Below are 17500 nucleotides of genomic sequence, written 5' to 3' on the forward strand. Positions count from 1 at the left end.
GCGTGTTATAGCGGTTCAATTTCGCTTAACTTGATTTAATTTGAAGGCAGAGTCGCCATGGATGAACAACTCGCTACCAAGTCCGCCGTTTTGCTGGTCGACGATGAAGAATCGATCCTCAACAGCCTGCGCCGCCTGTTGCGCAGTCAACCCTATGACGTCGTGCTGGCCACCAGCGGCGCCCAGGCGCTGGAGATCATGGCGACCCGGCCCATCGACCTGGTGATGAGCGATGCGCGCATGCCCGGTATGGACGGGGCCACGCTGTTGGCCGAGGTCCACCGTCTGTACCCGGGCACCCGCCGCATCCTGCTCACCGGTTACGCCGACTTGACCACCATCGTCAAGGCGATCAACGACGGCCAGATTCACCGCTACATCAGCAAACCCTGGAACGACGAAGAGTTGCAGCTGATCCTGCAGCAAACCCTCGAACACCAGCGGCTCGAGCGTCTCACCCATGCGCAGCACGAGCAGCTCAAGGCGCTTAACGCCACCCTGGAAAAACGCGTGACGGCGCGCACCGCCGAACTGCAACAGACCGCCGACATGCTCGACCTGGCCTACGACGAGCTCAAGCGCAGCTACGTGACCGGTACCGAAGTGTTTTCCTTGCTGGCCAACCTGCGCCTGCCCAAAGACAAGCAGACCAACCGCGCATTGATCGAATTGGTCCGCGTGTACTGCGCCGCCCAATCCATTGATGAAGCCAGCACCCGCGACCTGACCATGGCCGCCGCGCTGTACAACATCGGCAAGCTGAGCTGGAACGACAGCATGATGGTGGCCCCCTCGGACAAACTGCACAGCACCGACCGCGCGCTCTATCGCGAGTACCCGACCCAGAGCGAGTCGCTGTTGATGACTCTGGAGCCGATGAAGGACGCGGCGCGCATCATTCGTCATCACCAGGAGCGTTGGGACGGCTCGGGGTTTCCCGACCACCTCAAGGGCGACGCGATCCCGCCCGGCTCGCGGCTGTTGAAGCTGGCCGTGGACTTCATCGAGCTGCAGAAGGGCCTGATCCTGGAGCGGCACCTGAACAGCGACGAAGCGCTGCTGTATATCCGCAAATACGCCGGGCGCCTGTACGACCCGGAACTGGTCGAGGATTTTGTGCAGGCCTGCGCCACCTTTCTCAGCGATGTGACCCTGGGCGACCCCACGGTCAAAGTCCTCACCACCCGCGAGCTGGAGGACGGTATGGTGCTGGCGCGCAACCTCAATGCCGACAACGGCATGCTGCTGCTCAACGCCGGCAAGGTGCTGAACCTGCCGCTGGTGGACAAGCTGATCGCATTCGAGGCGATGGAGGGGGCGAAATACAGCGTATTTATCAAGCAACCTGACGAGATAACGATTCCCATATGAGCCCTTCAACGATTCGCGTCGCCGCCGCCGTCCTGATCGATAAAAACGGCCAGACCTTGATGGTGCGCAAACGCGGGACCCTGGCCTTCATGCAGCCGGGCGGCAAGATTGACGCCGGCGAGCAACCCGTGGAGGCGCTGGCCCGTGAGCTGCATGAAGAACTGAACCTGCGCATCGACCCGGCGCAAGCGGTGTACCTCGGCCAGTTCTCGGCGCCCGCCGCCAACGAGCCGGGCTTTACCGTGCAGGCCGAGATGTTTCAGCTGCGCATCGACGTGGCGGTCACGCCGGCCGCTGAAATCGAAGAAATACGCTGGATCGATCCCATGGGCGACGGCGGCCTGCACCTGGCGCCGCTGACACGCGACGTGATCCTGCCGTTCTATCGCGATTCGCTGGCAACCGCTGGATGATCCGCGCGCTGCTCGGCAACGATGCGCACGCCTATCGGACGTTGATGCTCGAGGCTTACGGGGCTTATCCGCAGGCGTTCACGTCCAGCGTGGCGGAACGGGCCGCGATGCCGTTGAGCTGGTGGGAAAAACGCCTCGACAACCCGCTGGATCGGCTGCTTGGCGCCTTCGAGGGCGATCAGTTGGCGGGTATTGTCGGCCTGGCGTTCGAGCCTCGGGAAAAGGCGCGGCACAAGGTGACCTTGTTCGGTATGTATGTGACCCAGGCTTACCAGCAAAGGGGCTTGGGCCGGCAGCTGGTAGAGGCGGCGCTGGCGCAAGCCCGCCAGCATCCGCGCCTGAAGTTGATTCAGCTGACCGTCACTGCCGGCAACGATGCAGCGTTGGCGCTTTACCAGCGCTGCGGCTTCATTCAGTACGGCCTGGAGCCGTTGGCCGTGCGGGTAGGTGATGAGTATTTCGACAAAATCCATCTGTGGCGGGAATTGACGGATCAGTGATATCCGATGTGGGAGGGTGCTTGCCCGAATGCCAGTCAGTTAAGGCTTTTTGTAGGAGCGAGGGGGGCGCCTAGCTCTTGCTCGCGAAAAACTCACAGGCGCCGCGTTTATTGAGGAAGTACGCGTTATCGTTGACGTTTTTCGCGAGCAAGCTCGCTCCTACATAGGGCTTGCCCGCGAAGACGTCGGCCCGGCAAACACTGGCGCTTAGCGCACGGCACTGACCCCATCCAGGGTGGAAAACGACGTGTCCTTGGCCGTCAGCAAAAAGTCGCGCATATACGGCGCATCCAGCATGTCCGCCCGAATCCCCGCATACAGCGTGGCGAACAAACCTTTCTCGCCCAGCCGCTTGGCTTTCACGTAACCACGCGAGCTGTACTCATGCAGTGCCCAATGCGGCATGCCGCAGACGCCACGGCCGCTGGCCACCAGTTGCATCATCATCACTGTCAGCTCCGAGGTGCGTACCTGGGCGGGTTCGACGTCGGCCGGTTCCAGAAAGCGCGTGAAGATGTCCAGGCGATCACGTTCCACCGGGTAAGTAATCAGCGTTTCCGTCAACAGGTCTTCCGGCACAATGTATGACTTGTTCGCTAGTGGGTGCTGGTTGGCCACGGCGAGCATGGCTTCGTAGGTGAACAGCGGCACGTAGGTGATGCCGGGTAGCTCCAGCGGGTCGGACGTTACCACCAGGTCCAGGTCACCACGGGCCAGGGCCGGCAGTGGCGCGAAGGCAAATCCGGAAGCGAGGTCCAGCTCGACTTCCGGCCAGGCATCACGGAACTGGTCGATGGTCGGCATCAGCCACTGGAAGCAACTGTGACATTCGATGGCCATGTGCAGGCGTCCGGCGGTGCCGCCCGCCAACCGTGCAATATCGCGTTCGGCGCCACGCAGCAAGGGCAGGGTGGCGTCCGCCAGTTGCAGCAGGCGCAGGCCGGCGCTGGTGAAGCGCACAGGCTTGGTCTTGCGCGCGAACAACTGCATGCCCAGGCGCTCTTCCAGTTCCTTGAACTGGTGGGACAAAGCGGACTGGGTCAGGTGCAGGCGTTCGGCGGCTTCCACCAGGCTGTCGGCTTCGCGCAGGGCGTGCAGGGTCTTGAGATGGCGGATTTCGAGCACGGGCCCTCCATGAAAATAATGTGTGAAAAAGCTCAATAGCGTGAGTTTGTCTCATGTGCCGCCGTCTGTCGATCAAGACCGCCCGGCACTCTTCATCAAACTGTCATCGAACTGTGGCAGCGCGCTTGAACAAACTTCATCAGACTCGCGCTCTACTGGGGTTCTGCGTTTCGGTGTTTTTCATGCGCGTGTTGCTTTTACTGGCCGCTTTACTGTTCGGCCTGCCGTCTTTTGCGGCGTCTCGATGTGATGTCAATGTCCCGACCCAAACGGTCGACCTGGAAAAGGTGAGCATCGCCTACCAGAGTATCGGCCGTGCGTCCGATCCGGCCTTGCTGCTGGTGATGGGCCTGGGCGGGCAGTTGATCCACTGGCCCGATGAAGTGGTCGTCGCGCTGTGCCAACAGGGTTTCCGGGTGATCCGCTACGACAATCGCGATGTGGGCCTGTCGACCTGGCGCCAGGCGCCGGCAAGCGCCAACCTGACCTTTGAAGTGCTGCGCTACAAGCTCGGCCTGCCGGTGGCGGCGCCTTATACGCTGACCGACATGGCCGACGACGCCGTGGGCTTGATGGATGCGTTGCAGGTGCGGCAATTCCACGTGCTGGGTGCAAGCATGGGCGGCATGATCGCCCAGCACCTGGCGGCGATGGCGCCGCAGCGGGTGGAGAGCCTGACGCTGATCATGACCAGTTCCGGCGCCGAAGGCCTGCCCGCCCCGAATGCCGCGCTGGTGCAGTTGTTGTCGCGGCGCAGCGCGCCCAATCGCGAAGTCGCCCTGGAGCAGCAAGCCGATCTGCTTGCAGCGCTGGGCAGCCCGAATGTGCAGGATGACCGTCAGGCCTTGCTGCATCAGGCGGCGCTGTCCTACGACCGCGCGTTCAACCCCGAAGGCGTCAAGCGCCAGATCATGGCGATCCTCGCCGAACCGAGCCGCGTGCCGTTGCTCAACCAACTGCGGGTGCCGACCCTGGTGGTGCATGGCACCGCCGACCCGTTGTTACCGGTGATGCATGGGGTTCATCTGGCCGCGCATATCCAGGGCAGCCAGCTGAAGTTGATTCCAGGCCTGGCCCATCGTTTTCAGGAGGCATTCAAGGCGCCATTGCTGGCGGCGGTGCTGCCTTACCTGCAAGCCCATCGCGAAGATACCGCGCACTGGGCGCAGATTGACCTGAGCGCGCCTTCGAAGCTGTTGTAGAGGTGGTGTATCGTATGGCTTTTGCGGCGCATTAATGCCAGCGAGGTTGTCCACCATGAGTACTGCCCTGAAAATCGATTTCATCAGCGACGTCTCCTGCCCCTGGTGCATCATCGGCCTGCGTGGCCTGACCGAAGCGCTCGATCAGCTTGGAGCGCAGGTACAGGCCGAGATTCATTTCCAGCCGTTCGAACTGAACCCGAAGATGCCCCCTGAAGGGCAGAACATCGTCGAGCACATCACTGAAAAATACGGCTCCAGCGCCGAAGAGTCCCAGGCCAACCGTGCGCGCATTCGCGACATGGGCGCCGAACTGGGCTTTGCCTTCCGTACCGATGGCCAGAGCCGCATCTACAACACCTTCGACGCGCACCGCCTGTTGCATTGGGCCGGGCTGGAAGGCTTGCAGTACAACCTCAAGGAAGCGCTGTTCAAGGCCTACTTCACCGACGGCCAGGACCCTTCCGACCACGCGACCCTGGCGCTGATCGCCCAAAGCGTCGGCCTGGACCCCAAGCGCGCCGCCGATATCCTCGCCTCTGACGACTATGCCGCCGAGGTGCGAGAGCAGGAAAAATTGTGGATCACCCGCGGCGTGACCTCGGTGCCGACCATCGTGTTCAACGACCAGTACGCGGTCAGCGGTGGCCAGCCGGCCGAAGCCTTTGTTGGCGCGATTCGCCAGATCATCGAAGAAGCCAGGAAGTAAGAGCCAGGCAAAGATCAAAAAATGTGGGAGGGGGCTTGCCCCCGATGACGGTGTGTCAGTCACCAATCAGTTGGCTGACACACTGCTATCGGGAGCAAGCCCCCCCCACATTTTGATCCGTGCAGGTTTGAATATTTCGCTGGCCCGCCCCTTGCATTGTCCCCCTGAAGCCCATCCGGCCTGCGGCTGGGCGCTGCCATTAGGGGTGAAACATTACCTTGAATATTCTTGACCTCGACCACAGCCTCACCGACCAGGCGCCGATTGCCCAGCGGTTGGCCAGCGGCCGGGCCACGCGCCTCGATCTGCTGGACCTGGGCCCGAAACTGCGCTTGTGGTCCACCGAAAAAACCTGGAAACGTTTCGTCGAGCGCCTTGCCCAGCGGTCACGGCCCACCGATGCGCGCCCGGAAATCCTGTTCGTCGGCTCCGGCGACTATCACCACCTCACGCCGGCATTCCTGGCCGACCTGAAGGAACCCGTCAGCCTGATCCACTTCGACAACCACCCCGACTGGGTGCGTTTTGCGCCCAGGCGTCACTGTGGGTCGTGGGTCAATCGCGCGCTGAAAATACCGGCCATCAAACGCATCGTCACCCTGGGGCCGTGCAGTGATGACCTGCACAAGCCGCAACTGCGCGGCGGTAACCTTGGCGCCCTCAAACGCGGGCAATTGCAGCTGTTTCCCTGGCAGCACCCGCCGTCGCAGGTCTGGGGCCGGATCGGCGATGGCGCCGGGCACCAACAGCAGGAAAACCACCTGCACTGGCGCAATCTGGCGGAGCTGGACTGGGCGGCCTTCCTCGACCAGATGATTGCCAGCCTGCCCACCGAAGCGATCTGGATCACCCTCGACAAAGACGTGCTGGCCAGTGAAGACGCCGCCACCAACTGGGACCAGGGCGGCATGCGCCTGAGTCACCTGCTCCAGGCCCTGCGGGCACTGGCGGCGCATAAGCGCATCATTGGCATCGACGTGTGCGGCGAGTTTGCGGCGCCTGCCTTCAGCAACGCCTTCAAACGCTGGGAGGCCAAGTCCGACCAGCCGCCGCCCGAGCGTTGGAGCACGCAGGATCTGCAGCGCAATGCGGCGACCAACGCCGCCCTGATCGACCTGTTTGAGGAATTGTTTCCATGACCCTGACCGTGGTGCTGTTGCTGGCGTTTTCCATTGTTCTGGATGTGATCGGCCAGTTGTGTTTCAAGCTGGGCGTGGACCGTTTACCGCAACTCGATGGCGGTTTTCGCCTGCGTGCATTCTGGGGCCAGGTGTTCAATGCGCCGCTGCTCTGGGCCGGCGTCGGGGCCTATGTGATCGAGTTTTTCGTCTGGCTTGAAGCCTTGTCCCGCGCGCCGTTGAGCCTGCTGTTTCCGCTGGCGGCGTTGGCCTATTGCCTGGTGGTGCTGGCGGGCAGGGTGGTGCTCAAGGAAACCGTCAGCCGGCGGCGTTGGCTGGGCACGCTGGTGATTACTTTCGGTGTGATGTTGGTGGCGATTGCGGGAGGCCAGGCATGAATACGCAAACCCTCGATACGGGCTGGCTGCATGGGCGTCTTGGCACGCTGGTGCTGTGGGCGCTGTTGATCGCCACGGAAAGCGCCGGGCAATTGTTTACCAAGGTGGCCGGTGATCAGTTGGGCCAGATGGATTTCACCTGGCAGTGGCTGGCGGATGTGGCGCGCAATCCCGGGATTCTGGCGGCGATTGCCAGTTACCTTGGGGCGTTTTTTGTGTGGATGCTGATCCTGCGGCGCAGCAGTTTGTCGTTGGCCTTTCCGTTGAGTTCGCTGGTATTTGTGGCGGTGCTGCTGGGATCGTGGCTGGGGTTGGGGGAGCACATCAGCGTTTTGCACTGGGTGGGGGTGGCGGTGATTGTGACCGGCATTGCGTTGTTGGCGGAGGGAGAAGAGAACTGACCGGACTGGTATGTCCAACTCGGTTAAAAATGTGGGAGGGGGCTTGCCCCCGATGGCGGTGTGTCAGTCGCAGATGCACTGACTGACACTCCCCCATCGGGGGCAAGCCCCCTCCCACATTTTGATCTCCTTATATCAGGCAGATCTGCAGCGTTTTTGCGCAGGCTTTAATCGAAGGTGTAGCTGATCGCCGTCTGCACCTGGCCCTGATTCACCTCGCCAGCCTGCCTGACGATGCTGCTGTTGGCCACCGAGCCGACCAGATGCACCCAACTGGCGCTGGTCAGCAATGCCCAGTGCGGCGCCAGAGGGAACGCGAAGCTCTGGCTCAACGTCACGTTCTGCAAGCCACCGCCGGCGTTGTAAGGCCGAAAGCCCGTGGCGGCGGCTTCGTTGTTGTCCACGCCAAAGAAGGTATTGGCCTGGCGCGCATCGGCAAAATGCGCGACCAGTCCCGTGCTGCCGATAATCCCGCCACCCAGTGGATAGCCCAGTTCGCCGCCCAGTTTGCCGAGCGTGCCACTTTGCGAATGCCCACCGCCCACGGCCTGGCCCAACTGCGCGTAGACACGCCAGAAATCGGCCGGGGCGTACTGGACGAACCCGCCGACCTCGGCCATGTCCGACACATTGCGCAGGCCTTGCAGCGCGCCGTTGGATGTACGGCCCGAGAGGTAGTTGATGTACGGGCCGGCGGTGAGTCCATGGGTGTTCAACGCGCTCCAGGTCAAGCCGTCATCGGTACTCAGGCTGACGTCGCCCCAATCCAGGTCCAGGTAGGGCACGGGGCGGGTTTCGTAGCGGCTGCCCGTGGGGTCATGGGGCTGGTAGCTGAGGCCGGCGCCCACGTCGCCGCTGATGCCTTGCGCCCAGGCGGCACTGGAGACGCTGCACAACCCGAGAAATCCCGCGCATACAACAGACGTGAAGGTGGACATGGCGCGCTTTCCTGATGAGTTCATGCGCGCATGAACGCGCAGACGGCGCCTTGCGCGCAAGCACTCATCTTGTTTGTAGCAAGCTACAAAAATTGTAGCTTGCCGAACACATATCTTCTCCACACCCAGGCGCAACCCCGGGCCCGCCGGGCTTTGGCCTGTTGGCACGCTCCCTGCTCTACCGGTAATGCAAGCGCATACAGCGCGCCTCTTTCCAAAGGTAGATGCAATGAACCAATGGCATATCGTGTGTGACTTCGATGGGACCATCACCCCCACCGATGTCATCGACAACGTCCTCCAACGCTTCGCCGGCCCTGAGTGGGAAACCATCGAACAGCAATGGCTGGATGGACATATCGGTTCACGCGAATGCCTGAGCCGCCAACTGGCGCTGATCAAGGCCACCCCCAGTGAACTGCTGGCGTATTTCGACAGCGTCGAGATTGACCCGGACTTCCCGGATTTCGTCGATCACGTCATGGGCCTGGGCGCGACCATCGAAGTGGTCAGCGACGGCATCGAGCAGGGCATCGCACGCATTCTGTCGCGCAACTACGTGACCTTGCTGCCGATCCTCGCCAACCGCCTGCGCCAGGTCGACCAGAACAGCTGGCGCATCGACTTTCCGTACGCCAGCGATGCCTGCCGCGCCGCTGCCGGCAACTGCAAGTGCAAGTCCACGCCGGGCAACAAACGCGTGCTGGTGATCGGCGACGGCAAGTCCGACATGTGCGTGGCCTCCACCGCCGACTTCGTGTTCGCCAAGGGCAGCCTCGCCGAGTATTGCGTCGCCCACCGCATTCCCCATGCGCGCTTTGACACCTTTGCCCAAGTGCCTGCGTTGCTGGCTCAGCTGCCGCAAGACAGCGCCGCCAACGCCACCTCGTTCAACACCTCTTCCGACACTCAGGAACTCTTCCATCATGTCTGATATCCGCATCGCTACCGCCGAAGACCAGGTCCTTCTGGATAAGGAAGCCAAGTACTGCTCCTACGGCGACACCGTTCACTACATCGAGCCGCCGCGTATTTTCAGCCGCTGCGAAGGCTCCTACGTGTGGGACACCGAAGACCAGGCCTACCTCGACCTGCAGATGTGGTACTCGGCCGTCAACTTCGGCTATGCCAACCCGCGCCTGAACAATGCGCTGAAACAGCAGATCGACACCCTGCCGCAGATCGCCAGTCAGTACCTGCACAAAGGCAAGATCGAGCTGTCGGAAATGATCGCGGTCGACGCCAAGAAAAAATTCGGCCTCGACGGTCGTGTGCACTTCAATGTCGGTGGTTCGCAGTCCATCGAGGACTCGTTGAAGGTGGTGCGCAACGCCAGCAACGGCAAGAGCCTGATGTTCGCCTTCGAAGGGGGCTACCACGGCCGTACGCTCGGCGCCTCGTCGATCACCTCCAGCTTCCGCTACCGTCGCCGCTACGGTCATTTTGGCGAGCGCGCCAACTTCATCCCGTTCCCGTACCACTTCCGTGGCCCGAAAGGCATGACCAAGGAAGAATACGGCAGCCACTGCGTGCAGCAATTCGCGCGCTTGTTCGAGACTGAATACAACGGCGTCTGGGACCCGAAAACCAACCAGTGCGAATACGCGGCGTTCTATGTGGAGCCGATCCAGGGCACCGGCGGCTACGTGATCCCGCCGATGAACTTCTATCGCGAGCTCAAGCACGTCCTCGATCAGCACGGCATCCTGATGGTCTCGGATGAAATCCAGATGGGCTTCTACCGCACCGGCAAACTCTGGTCGATCGAGCACTTCGACGTGCAGCCGGACGTGATCGTGTTCGGCAAGGCGCTGACCAACGGCCTCAACCCGCTGGGCGGCATCTGGGCCCGTGAAGAGCTGATCAACCCGACGGTGTTCCCGCCAGGTTCGACCCACTCCACCTTTGCCTCCAACCCTTTAGGCACGGCGGTGGGCCTGGAAATGTTCAAGATGACCAACGAAGTTGACTACGGCGCGATGGTCATGGCCAAGGGCAAGTTCTTCCTGGAAGGCTTGCAGGACCTGCAGAAACGTTTCCCGATCATTGGCGACGTCGACGGCCTGGGCCTGGCGCTGCGCTGCGAAATCTGCGGCCCGGATGGCTTCACCCCGGACAAGGCGACCCTGGACTACATGGTCGAGGAAGGCATGAAGGGCGACATGGTGGTGGACGGTCAGAAACTCGGCCTGATCCTCGACGTGGGTGGTTACTACAAGAACGTCATCACCCTGGCGCCGTCCCTGGAGATCAGCTACCCGGAAATCGAACTGGGCCTGAAGCTGCTTGAGCAACTGCTGGTACGGGCGACCAACCGGTGAAAACGCCAGAGATCGACCTCGGTGAAGGTGATGCCGGCTTCGTTCTCGGTGAGGGTCCGGTCGGGATTCTGTTGATCCACGGCCTGACCGGCACCCCGACCGAATTGCGCCAGGTCGCCAAGGGGCTGGTCAAAGCGGGCAACTGTACGGTGTATGTGCCCACCCTGGCCGGGCACTGCGGCGACAACAGCGACCTGCAGGCCACCGGCTGGCGCGACTGGTACGAAGGGGTGCGCAAGACCTTCGTACAGGTCAAGCGGCGTCACGAACAGGTGTTCGTCGGCGGCTTGTCCATGGGCGCGGTGATGTCGATGTACGTGGCGGCCGAGCATCCGGGGCAGGTCGCCGGGCTGCTGATGTATTCCACCACCTTGAAGTACGACGGCTGGAGCATCAACAAGCTGGCCTTTCTCACGCCGTTGCTGATGAAGATTCCGTTCGGCGTGCACGTTTGCAGTTTCGAAGAGAAGCCGCCCTACGGCATCAAGAACGAACGCCTGCGGGCCATCGTCGAGCGGCAGATGAAGGAGGGCGCGAGCAGCGAGGCGGGGTTGCTGACCATGGAAGGCATCACCGTGCGCGAGTTGCATCGCCTCAATGCCGTGGTCAAGAAGCGCATGCCCGCAATCAAGGTCCCGGCGCTGGTGCTGCATTCCATCGAGGACGACATCACCAGCCGGTGGAACGCCGATTACGTGGAGCGCCACCTCGGTGGCCCGGTGACCAAGATCCTGCTGGATAACTGCTATCACATGATCACCGTCGATTTGCAGTACCGGCGCGTGATCGAGTTGAGTGCCGAGTTTGTCGGGCGGCATTTGGTGCAACTCAATCGTGTGGCGTGATTCGCTTACCTGTAGGAGCGAGCTTGCTCGCGAAGGTCGTTAACGATAACGCGTACTGCCAGGCTGAACGCGGTCTCTGTGCGATTTCGCGAGCAAGCTCGCTCCTACAGCAGGGGCGGTGCTAATAAGGAAAAACTGTGATAACCACCCAAGCCTACCCGACCATCCGGGCTATCCAGCGCGATGCCTGGAATGACTGTTTCCCCGGTGCCCTGGAGGACTGGGACTATTACCTCGCCGTGGAAAACGCCGCGATCGATGACTTCCAGTGGCGCTATCTGGCCGTCTACGAAGATCAAACGCTGGTGGCCGTGGCGGTTGCGTTCATCACCCATTATCGCCTCGATACCACGGTGTCCGGAGCCGGCAAGCGCTTGACCGAGCGCTTGCAACGCCTGTGGCCGGGTGCCTTACAGTTGGCCCTGTACGCGATCGGCTCGCCGGTGGCCGAGCGTTGTGACGCGGGTATCGCCAGCCATGTGCGCGACGGGCGCAGGCCGCTGTTGCTCCAGCAATTGCTCATTGCGGCGCGCCGCGATGCCGACGGGTTCGGCATCGGGCTGCTGGCGGTCAAGGACGCACCGACCCACGACTCGCACTGGGCCCAGAGTTGTCGCGCCGCAGGCTTTCAAAGCATGCCGAGCCTGCCCACCGGCGTGTTGCCGGTACCCTATGGTTCGGTGGATGCTTACCTGGGCTCGCTGGGCAAATCCACGCGCAAGGACCTGCGGCGCAAACTGCGCGCGCCGGGGCCACGGGTGGAGTGGCGGCACAACATCGATGATGTGCTGCCCGAAGTGATGCGCCTCTATGAAGCCACGCTCACGCGTGCGGACTTGCAGTTCGAACGCCTGCCCGCCGGTTACTTCACGGGGATTCTCGAGCAACTGCAAGCGCGTGCGGTGTGTGTACTTTACTGGGTGGACGAACACCTGGTGGCATTCAACCTGATCCTGCTTGACGAGCATCGGTTGATCGACAAGTTTTTCGGGCATGACATCGCGTTCAGCCGTGAATACAACCTGTACTTCCGCAGCTGGCTGACCAATGTCGACTACTGTATCCAGCACAATATTGCGCTGTACGAATGCGGCCAGGCCGGTTATGCCAGTAAACTGCGCCTGGGTTGCCAGTTCCAGGGCAACAGCCTGTTTTTCCGCCACCGCAACCGGCTGGTCAACGGCCTGCTCAAGCTTGTGAAACTGTTTATCCGACCGGACCGTTCCGACCCTGCCATGGCTGCTGCGATAAGCGAAACCTGATGATTACCAAGACCCGCCAGAAAGCCCGCCCCTTTGCCATCTCGCGCTGGAGCGTGCAGCGCAAGCTGGTGCTGGCCTTCTGGCTGGTCAGCGTCATTCCGACCATGATTGCAGCCGAATTGGCCGCCACCACGCTGTCGCAGATTTTCGACAGCAACGTGCGTATCTGGCTGCAGGAGTCGACCAAGATCGTCAAGGACGAGATCGGCGACATCCTTCACGACAACGCGCGCATGGCCAAGCTGTTCCTGCGCTACACCAGCCCGCCCTCATCCAGGCAGGCCGAACGGCATGACCGGCTCACCGCCGACATCGCCAGTGCCACCGACATCGATGTGGTGGCGCTGATTCGTACCAGTGATCACAAAGTGCTGTTCAGCACCGCCGCCGACGACATCGTCAAGCAGATCAGCCTGACCAGCAATGCGGTATTGCAGACCGTACAGGTCGCCGGCGTGAGCACCGGCCTGGTGGTGTCGACCTTCCAGACCAACCGCGATGGCGTCGATTATCTGCTGCTGGTGGCCACTTACCTGGACAGCAGCTTCCTCACCAGCGTGGCCGATGTGCATTCTCTCGACTTGCGCTTGTACCTGGCCAACCCCTCGGGTTTTTCCGAGATATTCTCGACCCAGCGCTTTGAAAATCATCCGTCGCGCATTCCCAAGGACGTCGAAACCGAGCTGCGCAGCACCCGGCAGCCGAGCGAGCAGTTCACCAGTCAGTACAGCGGTTTGTACTGGCCGATATTCAACGATGCCGGCGAGCTGCAAGGCGTGATCTTCAGCGGCCTGCTGCGCCACACCAGCCTGGTGGGGCTGGTGAACCAGAGCAATTTGTTCGTGCTGATTTTCCTGGTCAGCTCGGCGCTGTCGCTGGCCGCGGGCATGTGGGTGTCGCGACGCCTGACCCAGCCCCTGCGCGACTTGTCCCAGGGCGTGAATGCGGTGATTTCCGGCAACTACACGCACCGTGTCGTGGTCAGCGGCGGCGATGAGCTGGCGCAACTGAGCAGTACCTTTAACCACATGACGCAACGGCTGGGCGAATTGCATCATCTGGAAGCCCAGCTACGCCGGCGTGATCGCCTGCATGCCCTGGGTGAAGTCGCCATGGGCCTGGCCCATGAAATCCGCAACCCGCTGGGCATCATCAAGACCGCCACCCAGCTGTTACACCGTCGCGCCGACCTGCCGGACACCGACAAGCGCCACCTGGAGTACGTCATCAGCGAGGTCAGCCGGATCAACGAACTGATCACCGAATTTCTCGACTTCGCCAAGCCCAACCCGCCGATGCGCGTCCTGCAACCGGCACGCGCCCTGGTGGAAGAAATCCTCGGTTTCTGCGGCCCGGAGTTGAGTTCGCACACCATCGACGCACAGATTGACGACCAGGCGCCCGACGCCACGATCTACGCGGACGCCAAGCAGCTCAAGCAGGCCTGCCTCAACCTGATCCTCAACGCCATCGACGCGATGCCCGAAGGCGGGCGCCTCACCCTGGGTATCCGCAGCGCGGGCGACAACACCGTGATCAGCATCGCCGATACCGGCGAAGGCATCCCGGCGGATATGGTCGAGCGCATCTTCACGCCGTTTGTCACCACCAAGGCTTCGGGCACGGGCCTGGGCCTGGCCAAAGTCTATTCGATCATGGAAAGTCACGACGGCAGCATCGAATGCGTCACCGAGAAAGATGCCGGCGCCACCTTCAACCTGTACATTCCGGCTAACGGTGAAGACGACGGCGAGAATGAGGACGGGCATGACGCATAACGTATTGGTGGTCGACGACGAGCCCAAGCTCTGTGACCTGCTGTCGTCCGCCCTGAGCCAGAGCGGCATCCAGGTGTTCACTGCCGGTAATGGCCTGCACGCGCTCAAGGTGCTGGAGCAGGAAGCCATTGACCTGGTCATCAGCGATTGGCGCATGCCGGGCATGGACGGGCCGGCGTTGCTGGCCGAGATCAAGCAGCGTTATCCGCACGTGCCGGTGATCGTGATGACGGCCTACAGCACGGTGAAAAATGCCGTGCAGTCGATGCGCAATGGCGCCTACGACTATATTGCCAAGCCGTTCGATATCGACGAGCTGGACATCACCGTGGCCAAGGCCCTGCAGTTTCGCGACATCATGCGCGACAACGCGCGCCTGCGCGCCGAGCTGGATGAACATGCGCAGTTCGACAGCCTGGTGGGCGACAGCCCGGCGTTTCGCAAAGTGCTGCAAGCGGTGGACTCGGTGCGCGACAGCAGCGCCACCATCCTGCTGACCGGCGAAAGCGGTACCGGCAAGGAAATGGTCGCCCGCGCCATTCACAAGCACGGCAGCCGTGCCGACCAGCCGTTCGTGGCGGTCAATTGCGCGGCGATCCCCGAAGGGTTGCTGGAAAGCGAGATGTTCGGTCATCGCAAGGGTGCCTTCACCGGCGCCGTGGCGGATCGGGTAGGGCGCTTCATGCAGGCCGACAAGGGCACGCTGTTCCTCGATGAAGTCGGGGATATGCCGTTGGCCTTGCAGGCCAAGATCCTGCGCGCCTTGCAGGAACGGGTCATCGAACCGGTGGGCGACCCCCGCGAGCGCAAGGTGGACGTGCGGGTGATCGCCGCCACCAACAAGAACCTGCTGGACGCCGTGGCCAACAAGGAATTTCGCGAAGACCTGTATTACCGCCTGAATGTCTTCCCGATTCCGCTGCCGGCCCTGCGCGAGCGTGTGGACGATATCGCGCCCCTGGCCCGGCACTTCGCCCGTACCCTCAGCGCAACGGCCGGTAAGCGCATCAGCGGGTTCAGCCCCGAAGCCTTGCAGGCCATGGCGGCGTATCACTGGCCGGGCAATATCCGCGAGCTGCAAAACTGCGTGGAGCGAGCGACCATCGTGGCGGCGTCGCCGGTGATCGAAGATATCGATTTGCCGGGGTATCTGTTTGCCTCCAGGCCCGCCGAGGCTGGCGCGGCGACAATCCTGAGTGATGGGCCGGGTGTACCGCAGGATCTGGATGCGGCGCTGGCGGAAGTGGAGAAAGCTTATATTCTGGCGGCCTTGCAGGAGAGCAATGGGGTGCAGGCTGCGGCGGCGCAGCGCATCGGGATTTCAGAGCGCAGTTTCTGGTATCGCCTGAAGAAGCTGGGTATCCAGGTCGACAAAATAGTCCGCTGACAGAATGTGGTTGAAAATGTGGGAGAGGGCTTGCCCCCTCCCACATTTTTAACTGCGGTGTGTCAGGTGTGGAGGCGTACCCACACGCTGACCAGCACCGTTGCCGCCATCAACCAAGCGACTGCGGCGACTGCAAGTGATGCCTCCAACCGCATCCGATCCACCAGCACATACAACGTCGCCAGATACACAAAGTACGGAATGATCGACCACATCCCGAACAGTATCGTGGTCTTCAGATCCTCCACCGAGCGGCCTTTGCCGACGATGTAGTGGGCGATCAGCGCAAAGGTCGGAAACAGCGGCACCAGGCCTGCGATGTAATAATTTCTGGTCTTGGCCAGCGCCGCCAGTATCAGCACTACCGCTGCGCCAAGCGCGGCTTTGAGAAATAGATCCATCAGTGACTCAACCCGTATTTCTTGACCTTGTCGAACAGCGTGGTCTTGGCCATTCCCAGTTCCTGGCTGGCCTGGGTCAGGTTGCCGCCGCTGCGTTGCAGGGCATCGTTGAGCAGGTTGCGCTCGAAGGCTTCCACCGCCTCGGTAAAGGCCAGGCCCTGGGTGCTGCTACCCGTACCGCTTTTCTTGAAGGCCGGCAGGCCCAGGGCGAAGCGTTCGGCGACGTTGCGCAGTTCGCGCACGTTGCCCGGCCAATCATGGCTCATCAGGCTCGACAGGGTCTGGTTGTCCAGCTCCGGCGCGGTGCGATCGAAGCGCAGTGAGGATTGCTGCAGGAAGTGTTCGAACAACTGCAGGATGTCTTCACGGCGCTCGCGCAGGGGCGGCAGTTCCAGGGTGACCACATTGAGGCGGTAGTACAGGTCGCTGCGGAACTGGCTGGCGCGGCTCAGTTCGTCCAGGTCGGACTTGGTGGCGGCGATCACCCGGCAATCCACGGCCACGCTCTGGTTCGAACCCAGGCGCTCGAGGGTGCGTTCCTGCAGGACCCGCAGCAGTTTGATCTGCAGGTTGATCGGCATGCTTTCCACTTCATCGAGAAACAGCGTGCCCTCATGGGCGTGCTCGATCTTGCCGATGCGACGCTTGCCGGCGCCCGTGAAGGCGTTGGCTTCGTGGCCGAATATCTCGCTTTCGAACAGGTTCTCCGGCAGCCCACCGCAGTTCAGTGCGACGAACTGGTGGGAATGGCGCCGGCTGAAATCATGCAGGCAACGCGCGACCAGCTCCTTGCCGGTACCGGTTTCACCTTCGATCAGCACATTGGCCGAGGTGTCGGCGACGTTGGCGATCAGTTCGCGCAGGTTTTGCATCGCCGGCGAGCGTCCGATGATGCGGCCTTCCAATGAATCGCGCTCGGCCAACTGGCGGCGCAGCGACCAGACTTCCCGCGCCAGCCCGCGCTGTTCCAGGGCACGCCTGGCAACCTCCACCAGACGCTCGGGGGAGAAGGGTTTTTCCATGAAATCGTAGGCGCCGTTGCGCATGGCGCCGACGGCCATGGAGATGTCGCCATGCCCGGTGATCAGCACCACCGGCAGGCTTTTATCCAGGGCCTTGAGGCGGGTCAGCAGCTCCAGCCCGTCGATGCCCGGCAGGCGGATATCGCTCACGACAATGCCGGCGAAGTTCTCGCCGATGTGCGTCAAAGCTTCTTCGGCACTGCCCACGCCAACGCTGGGAATGTCTTCGAGCGCCAGGGCCTGCTGGCAACCGAGCAGCACATGGGGATCATCTTCGACGATCAGGACAGTGAGGTCTTGGGCTTGCAT

18 protein-coding genes are annotated in these 17500 nt (G+C 61.9%); 14 read left to right on the forward strand and 4 right to left on the reverse strand.

Annotated features, from left to right (window positions below; translation table 11 throughout):
• Positions 1-57 precede the first annotated feature (57 nt).
• From nosR to TU82_RS18770, 3 genes are read left to right on the forward strand one after another with little or no spacing between them, the layout of a single operon-like run.
• Positions 58-1371, forward strand: a complete 1314-nt coding sequence (nosR, locus tag TU82_RS18760; RefSeq protein WP_057724759.1) for a response regulator c-di-GMP phosphodiesterase, NosR family — start codon at positions 58-60, stop codon at positions 1369-1371.
• Entirely contained in the window at positions 1368-1784 is a 417-nt protein-coding gene (locus TU82_RS18765) for an NUDIX hydrolase (RefSeq protein ID WP_057724760.1), read from the forward strand. The genes nosR and TU82_RS18765 overlap by 4 nt, the downstream gene beginning before the upstream one ends.
• Positions 1781-2284: a GNAT family N-acetyltransferase gene (locus TU82_RS18770; protein ID WP_057724761.1), complete on the forward strand. Its 504-nt coding sequence runs from the start codon at positions 1781-1783 to the stop codon at positions 2282-2284. Before TU82_RS18765 ends, TU82_RS18770 begins: the two co-directional genes overlap by 4 nt.
• Positions 2285-2491: 207 nt before the next feature.
• Here TU82_RS18770 and metR read toward each other — a convergent pair whose 3' ends face one another.
• Entirely contained in the window at positions 2492-3409 is a 918-nt protein-coding gene (gene metR / locus TU82_RS18775; RefSeq protein WP_057724762.1) for a transcriptional regulator MetR, read from the reverse strand.
• Positions 3410-3591: 182 nt separating this feature from the next.
• Here metR and TU82_RS18780 point away from each other — a divergent pair, with 182 nt between their 5' ends.
• From TU82_RS18780 to TU82_RS18800, 5 genes are all read left to right on the forward strand, one after another.
• Entirely contained in the window at positions 3592-4611 is a 1020-nt protein-coding gene (locus tag TU82_RS18780) for an alpha/beta fold hydrolase (RefSeq protein WP_057724763.1), read from the forward strand.
• Between the two features lie 55 nt (positions 4612-4666).
• A complete protein-coding gene (locus tag TU82_RS18785) occupies positions 4667-5320 on the forward strand; it encodes a DsbA family oxidoreductase (protein ID WP_057724764.1) in 654 nt (217 codons plus the stop codon).
• A 218-nt stretch (positions 5321-5538) separates the two neighbouring features.
• A complete protein-coding gene (locus TU82_RS18790; RefSeq protein WP_057724765.1) occupies positions 5539-6459 on the forward strand; it encodes an arginase family protein in 921 nt (306 codons plus the stop codon).
• Positions 6456-6836, forward strand: a complete 381-nt coding sequence (locus tag TU82_RS18795; protein WP_057724766.1) for a DMT family transporter — start codon at positions 6456-6458, stop codon at positions 6834-6836. Before TU82_RS18790 ends, TU82_RS18795 begins: the two co-directional genes overlap by 4 nt.
• On the forward strand, positions 6833-7237 hold the full coding sequence (locus TU82_RS18800) for a DMT family transporter (protein ID WP_057724767.1): 405 nt from the start codon (positions 6833-6835) through the stop codon (positions 7235-7237). Before TU82_RS18795 ends, TU82_RS18800 begins: the two co-directional genes overlap by 4 nt.
• A 167-nt stretch (positions 7238-7404) precedes the next feature.
• On the opposite strand, the gene TU82_RS18805 is transcribed toward TU82_RS18800, so the two are convergent.
• Entirely contained in the window at positions 7405-8175 is a 771-nt protein-coding gene (locus TU82_RS18805) for a MipA/OmpV family protein (protein WP_057724768.1), read from the reverse strand.
• 229 nt (positions 8176-8404) lie between these two features.
• On the opposite strand from TU82_RS18805, the gene TU82_RS18810 reads away from it, so the two are divergent.
• The 6 genes from TU82_RS18810 to TU82_RS18835 all read left to right on the forward strand — a co-directional run bounded on the left by TU82_RS18810 (position 8405) and on the right by TU82_RS18835 (position 15768).
• A complete protein-coding gene (locus TU82_RS18810; RefSeq protein WP_057724769.1) occupies positions 8405-9109 on the forward strand; it encodes an MtnX-like HAD-IB family phosphatase in 705 nt (234 codons plus the stop codon).
• A complete protein-coding gene (locus tag TU82_RS18815; protein WP_057724770.1) occupies positions 9102-10496 on the forward strand; it encodes an aspartate aminotransferase family protein in 1395 nt (464 codons plus the stop codon). Before TU82_RS18810 ends, TU82_RS18815 begins: the two co-directional genes overlap by 8 nt.
• The gene (locus TU82_RS18820) at positions 10493-11341 is read left to right on the forward strand and encodes an alpha/beta hydrolase (protein ID WP_057724771.1); all 849 of its coding nucleotides are present in this window, start codon (positions 10493-10495) and stop codon (positions 11339-11341) included. The genes TU82_RS18815 and TU82_RS18820 overlap by 4 nt, the downstream gene beginning before the upstream one ends.
• A 137-nt stretch (positions 11342-11478) precedes the next feature.
• Entirely contained in the window at positions 11479-12603 is a 1125-nt protein-coding gene (locus TU82_RS18825) for a GNAT family N-acetyltransferase (RefSeq protein WP_057724772.1), read from the forward strand.
• Positions 12603-14381, forward strand: coding sequence for a sensor histidine kinase (locus TU82_RS18830; protein ID WP_057724773.1), 1779 nt, complete (start codon positions 12603-12605; stop codon positions 14379-14381). Before TU82_RS18825 ends, TU82_RS18830 begins: the two co-directional genes overlap by 1 nt.
• Positions 14371-15768, forward strand: coding sequence for a sigma-54-dependent transcriptional regulator (locus TU82_RS18835; protein ID WP_057724774.1), 1398 nt, complete (start codon positions 14371-14373; stop codon positions 15766-15768). Before TU82_RS18830 ends, TU82_RS18835 begins: the two co-directional genes overlap by 11 nt.
• A 62-nt stretch (positions 15769-15830) precedes the next feature.
• Here the strand turns inward: TU82_RS18835 and TU82_RS18840 are convergent, their stop codons facing one another.
• A complete protein-coding gene (locus TU82_RS18840) occupies positions 15831-16169 on the reverse strand; it encodes a GlpM family protein (protein ID WP_057724775.1) in 339 nt (112 codons plus the stop codon).
• Positions 16169-17500: a two-component response regulator AauR gene (gene aauR, locus TU82_RS18845; RefSeq protein ID WP_478212332.1), complete on the reverse strand. Its 1332-nt coding sequence runs from the start codon at positions 17498-17500 to the stop codon at positions 16169-16171. The genes TU82_RS18840 and aauR overlap by 1 nt, the downstream gene beginning before the upstream one ends.

This window comes from Pseudomonas orientalis, assembly GCF_001439815.1.
GTDB lineage: Bacteria > Pseudomonadota > Gammaproteobacteria > Pseudomonadales > Pseudomonadaceae > Aquipseudomonas > Aquipseudomonas orientalis.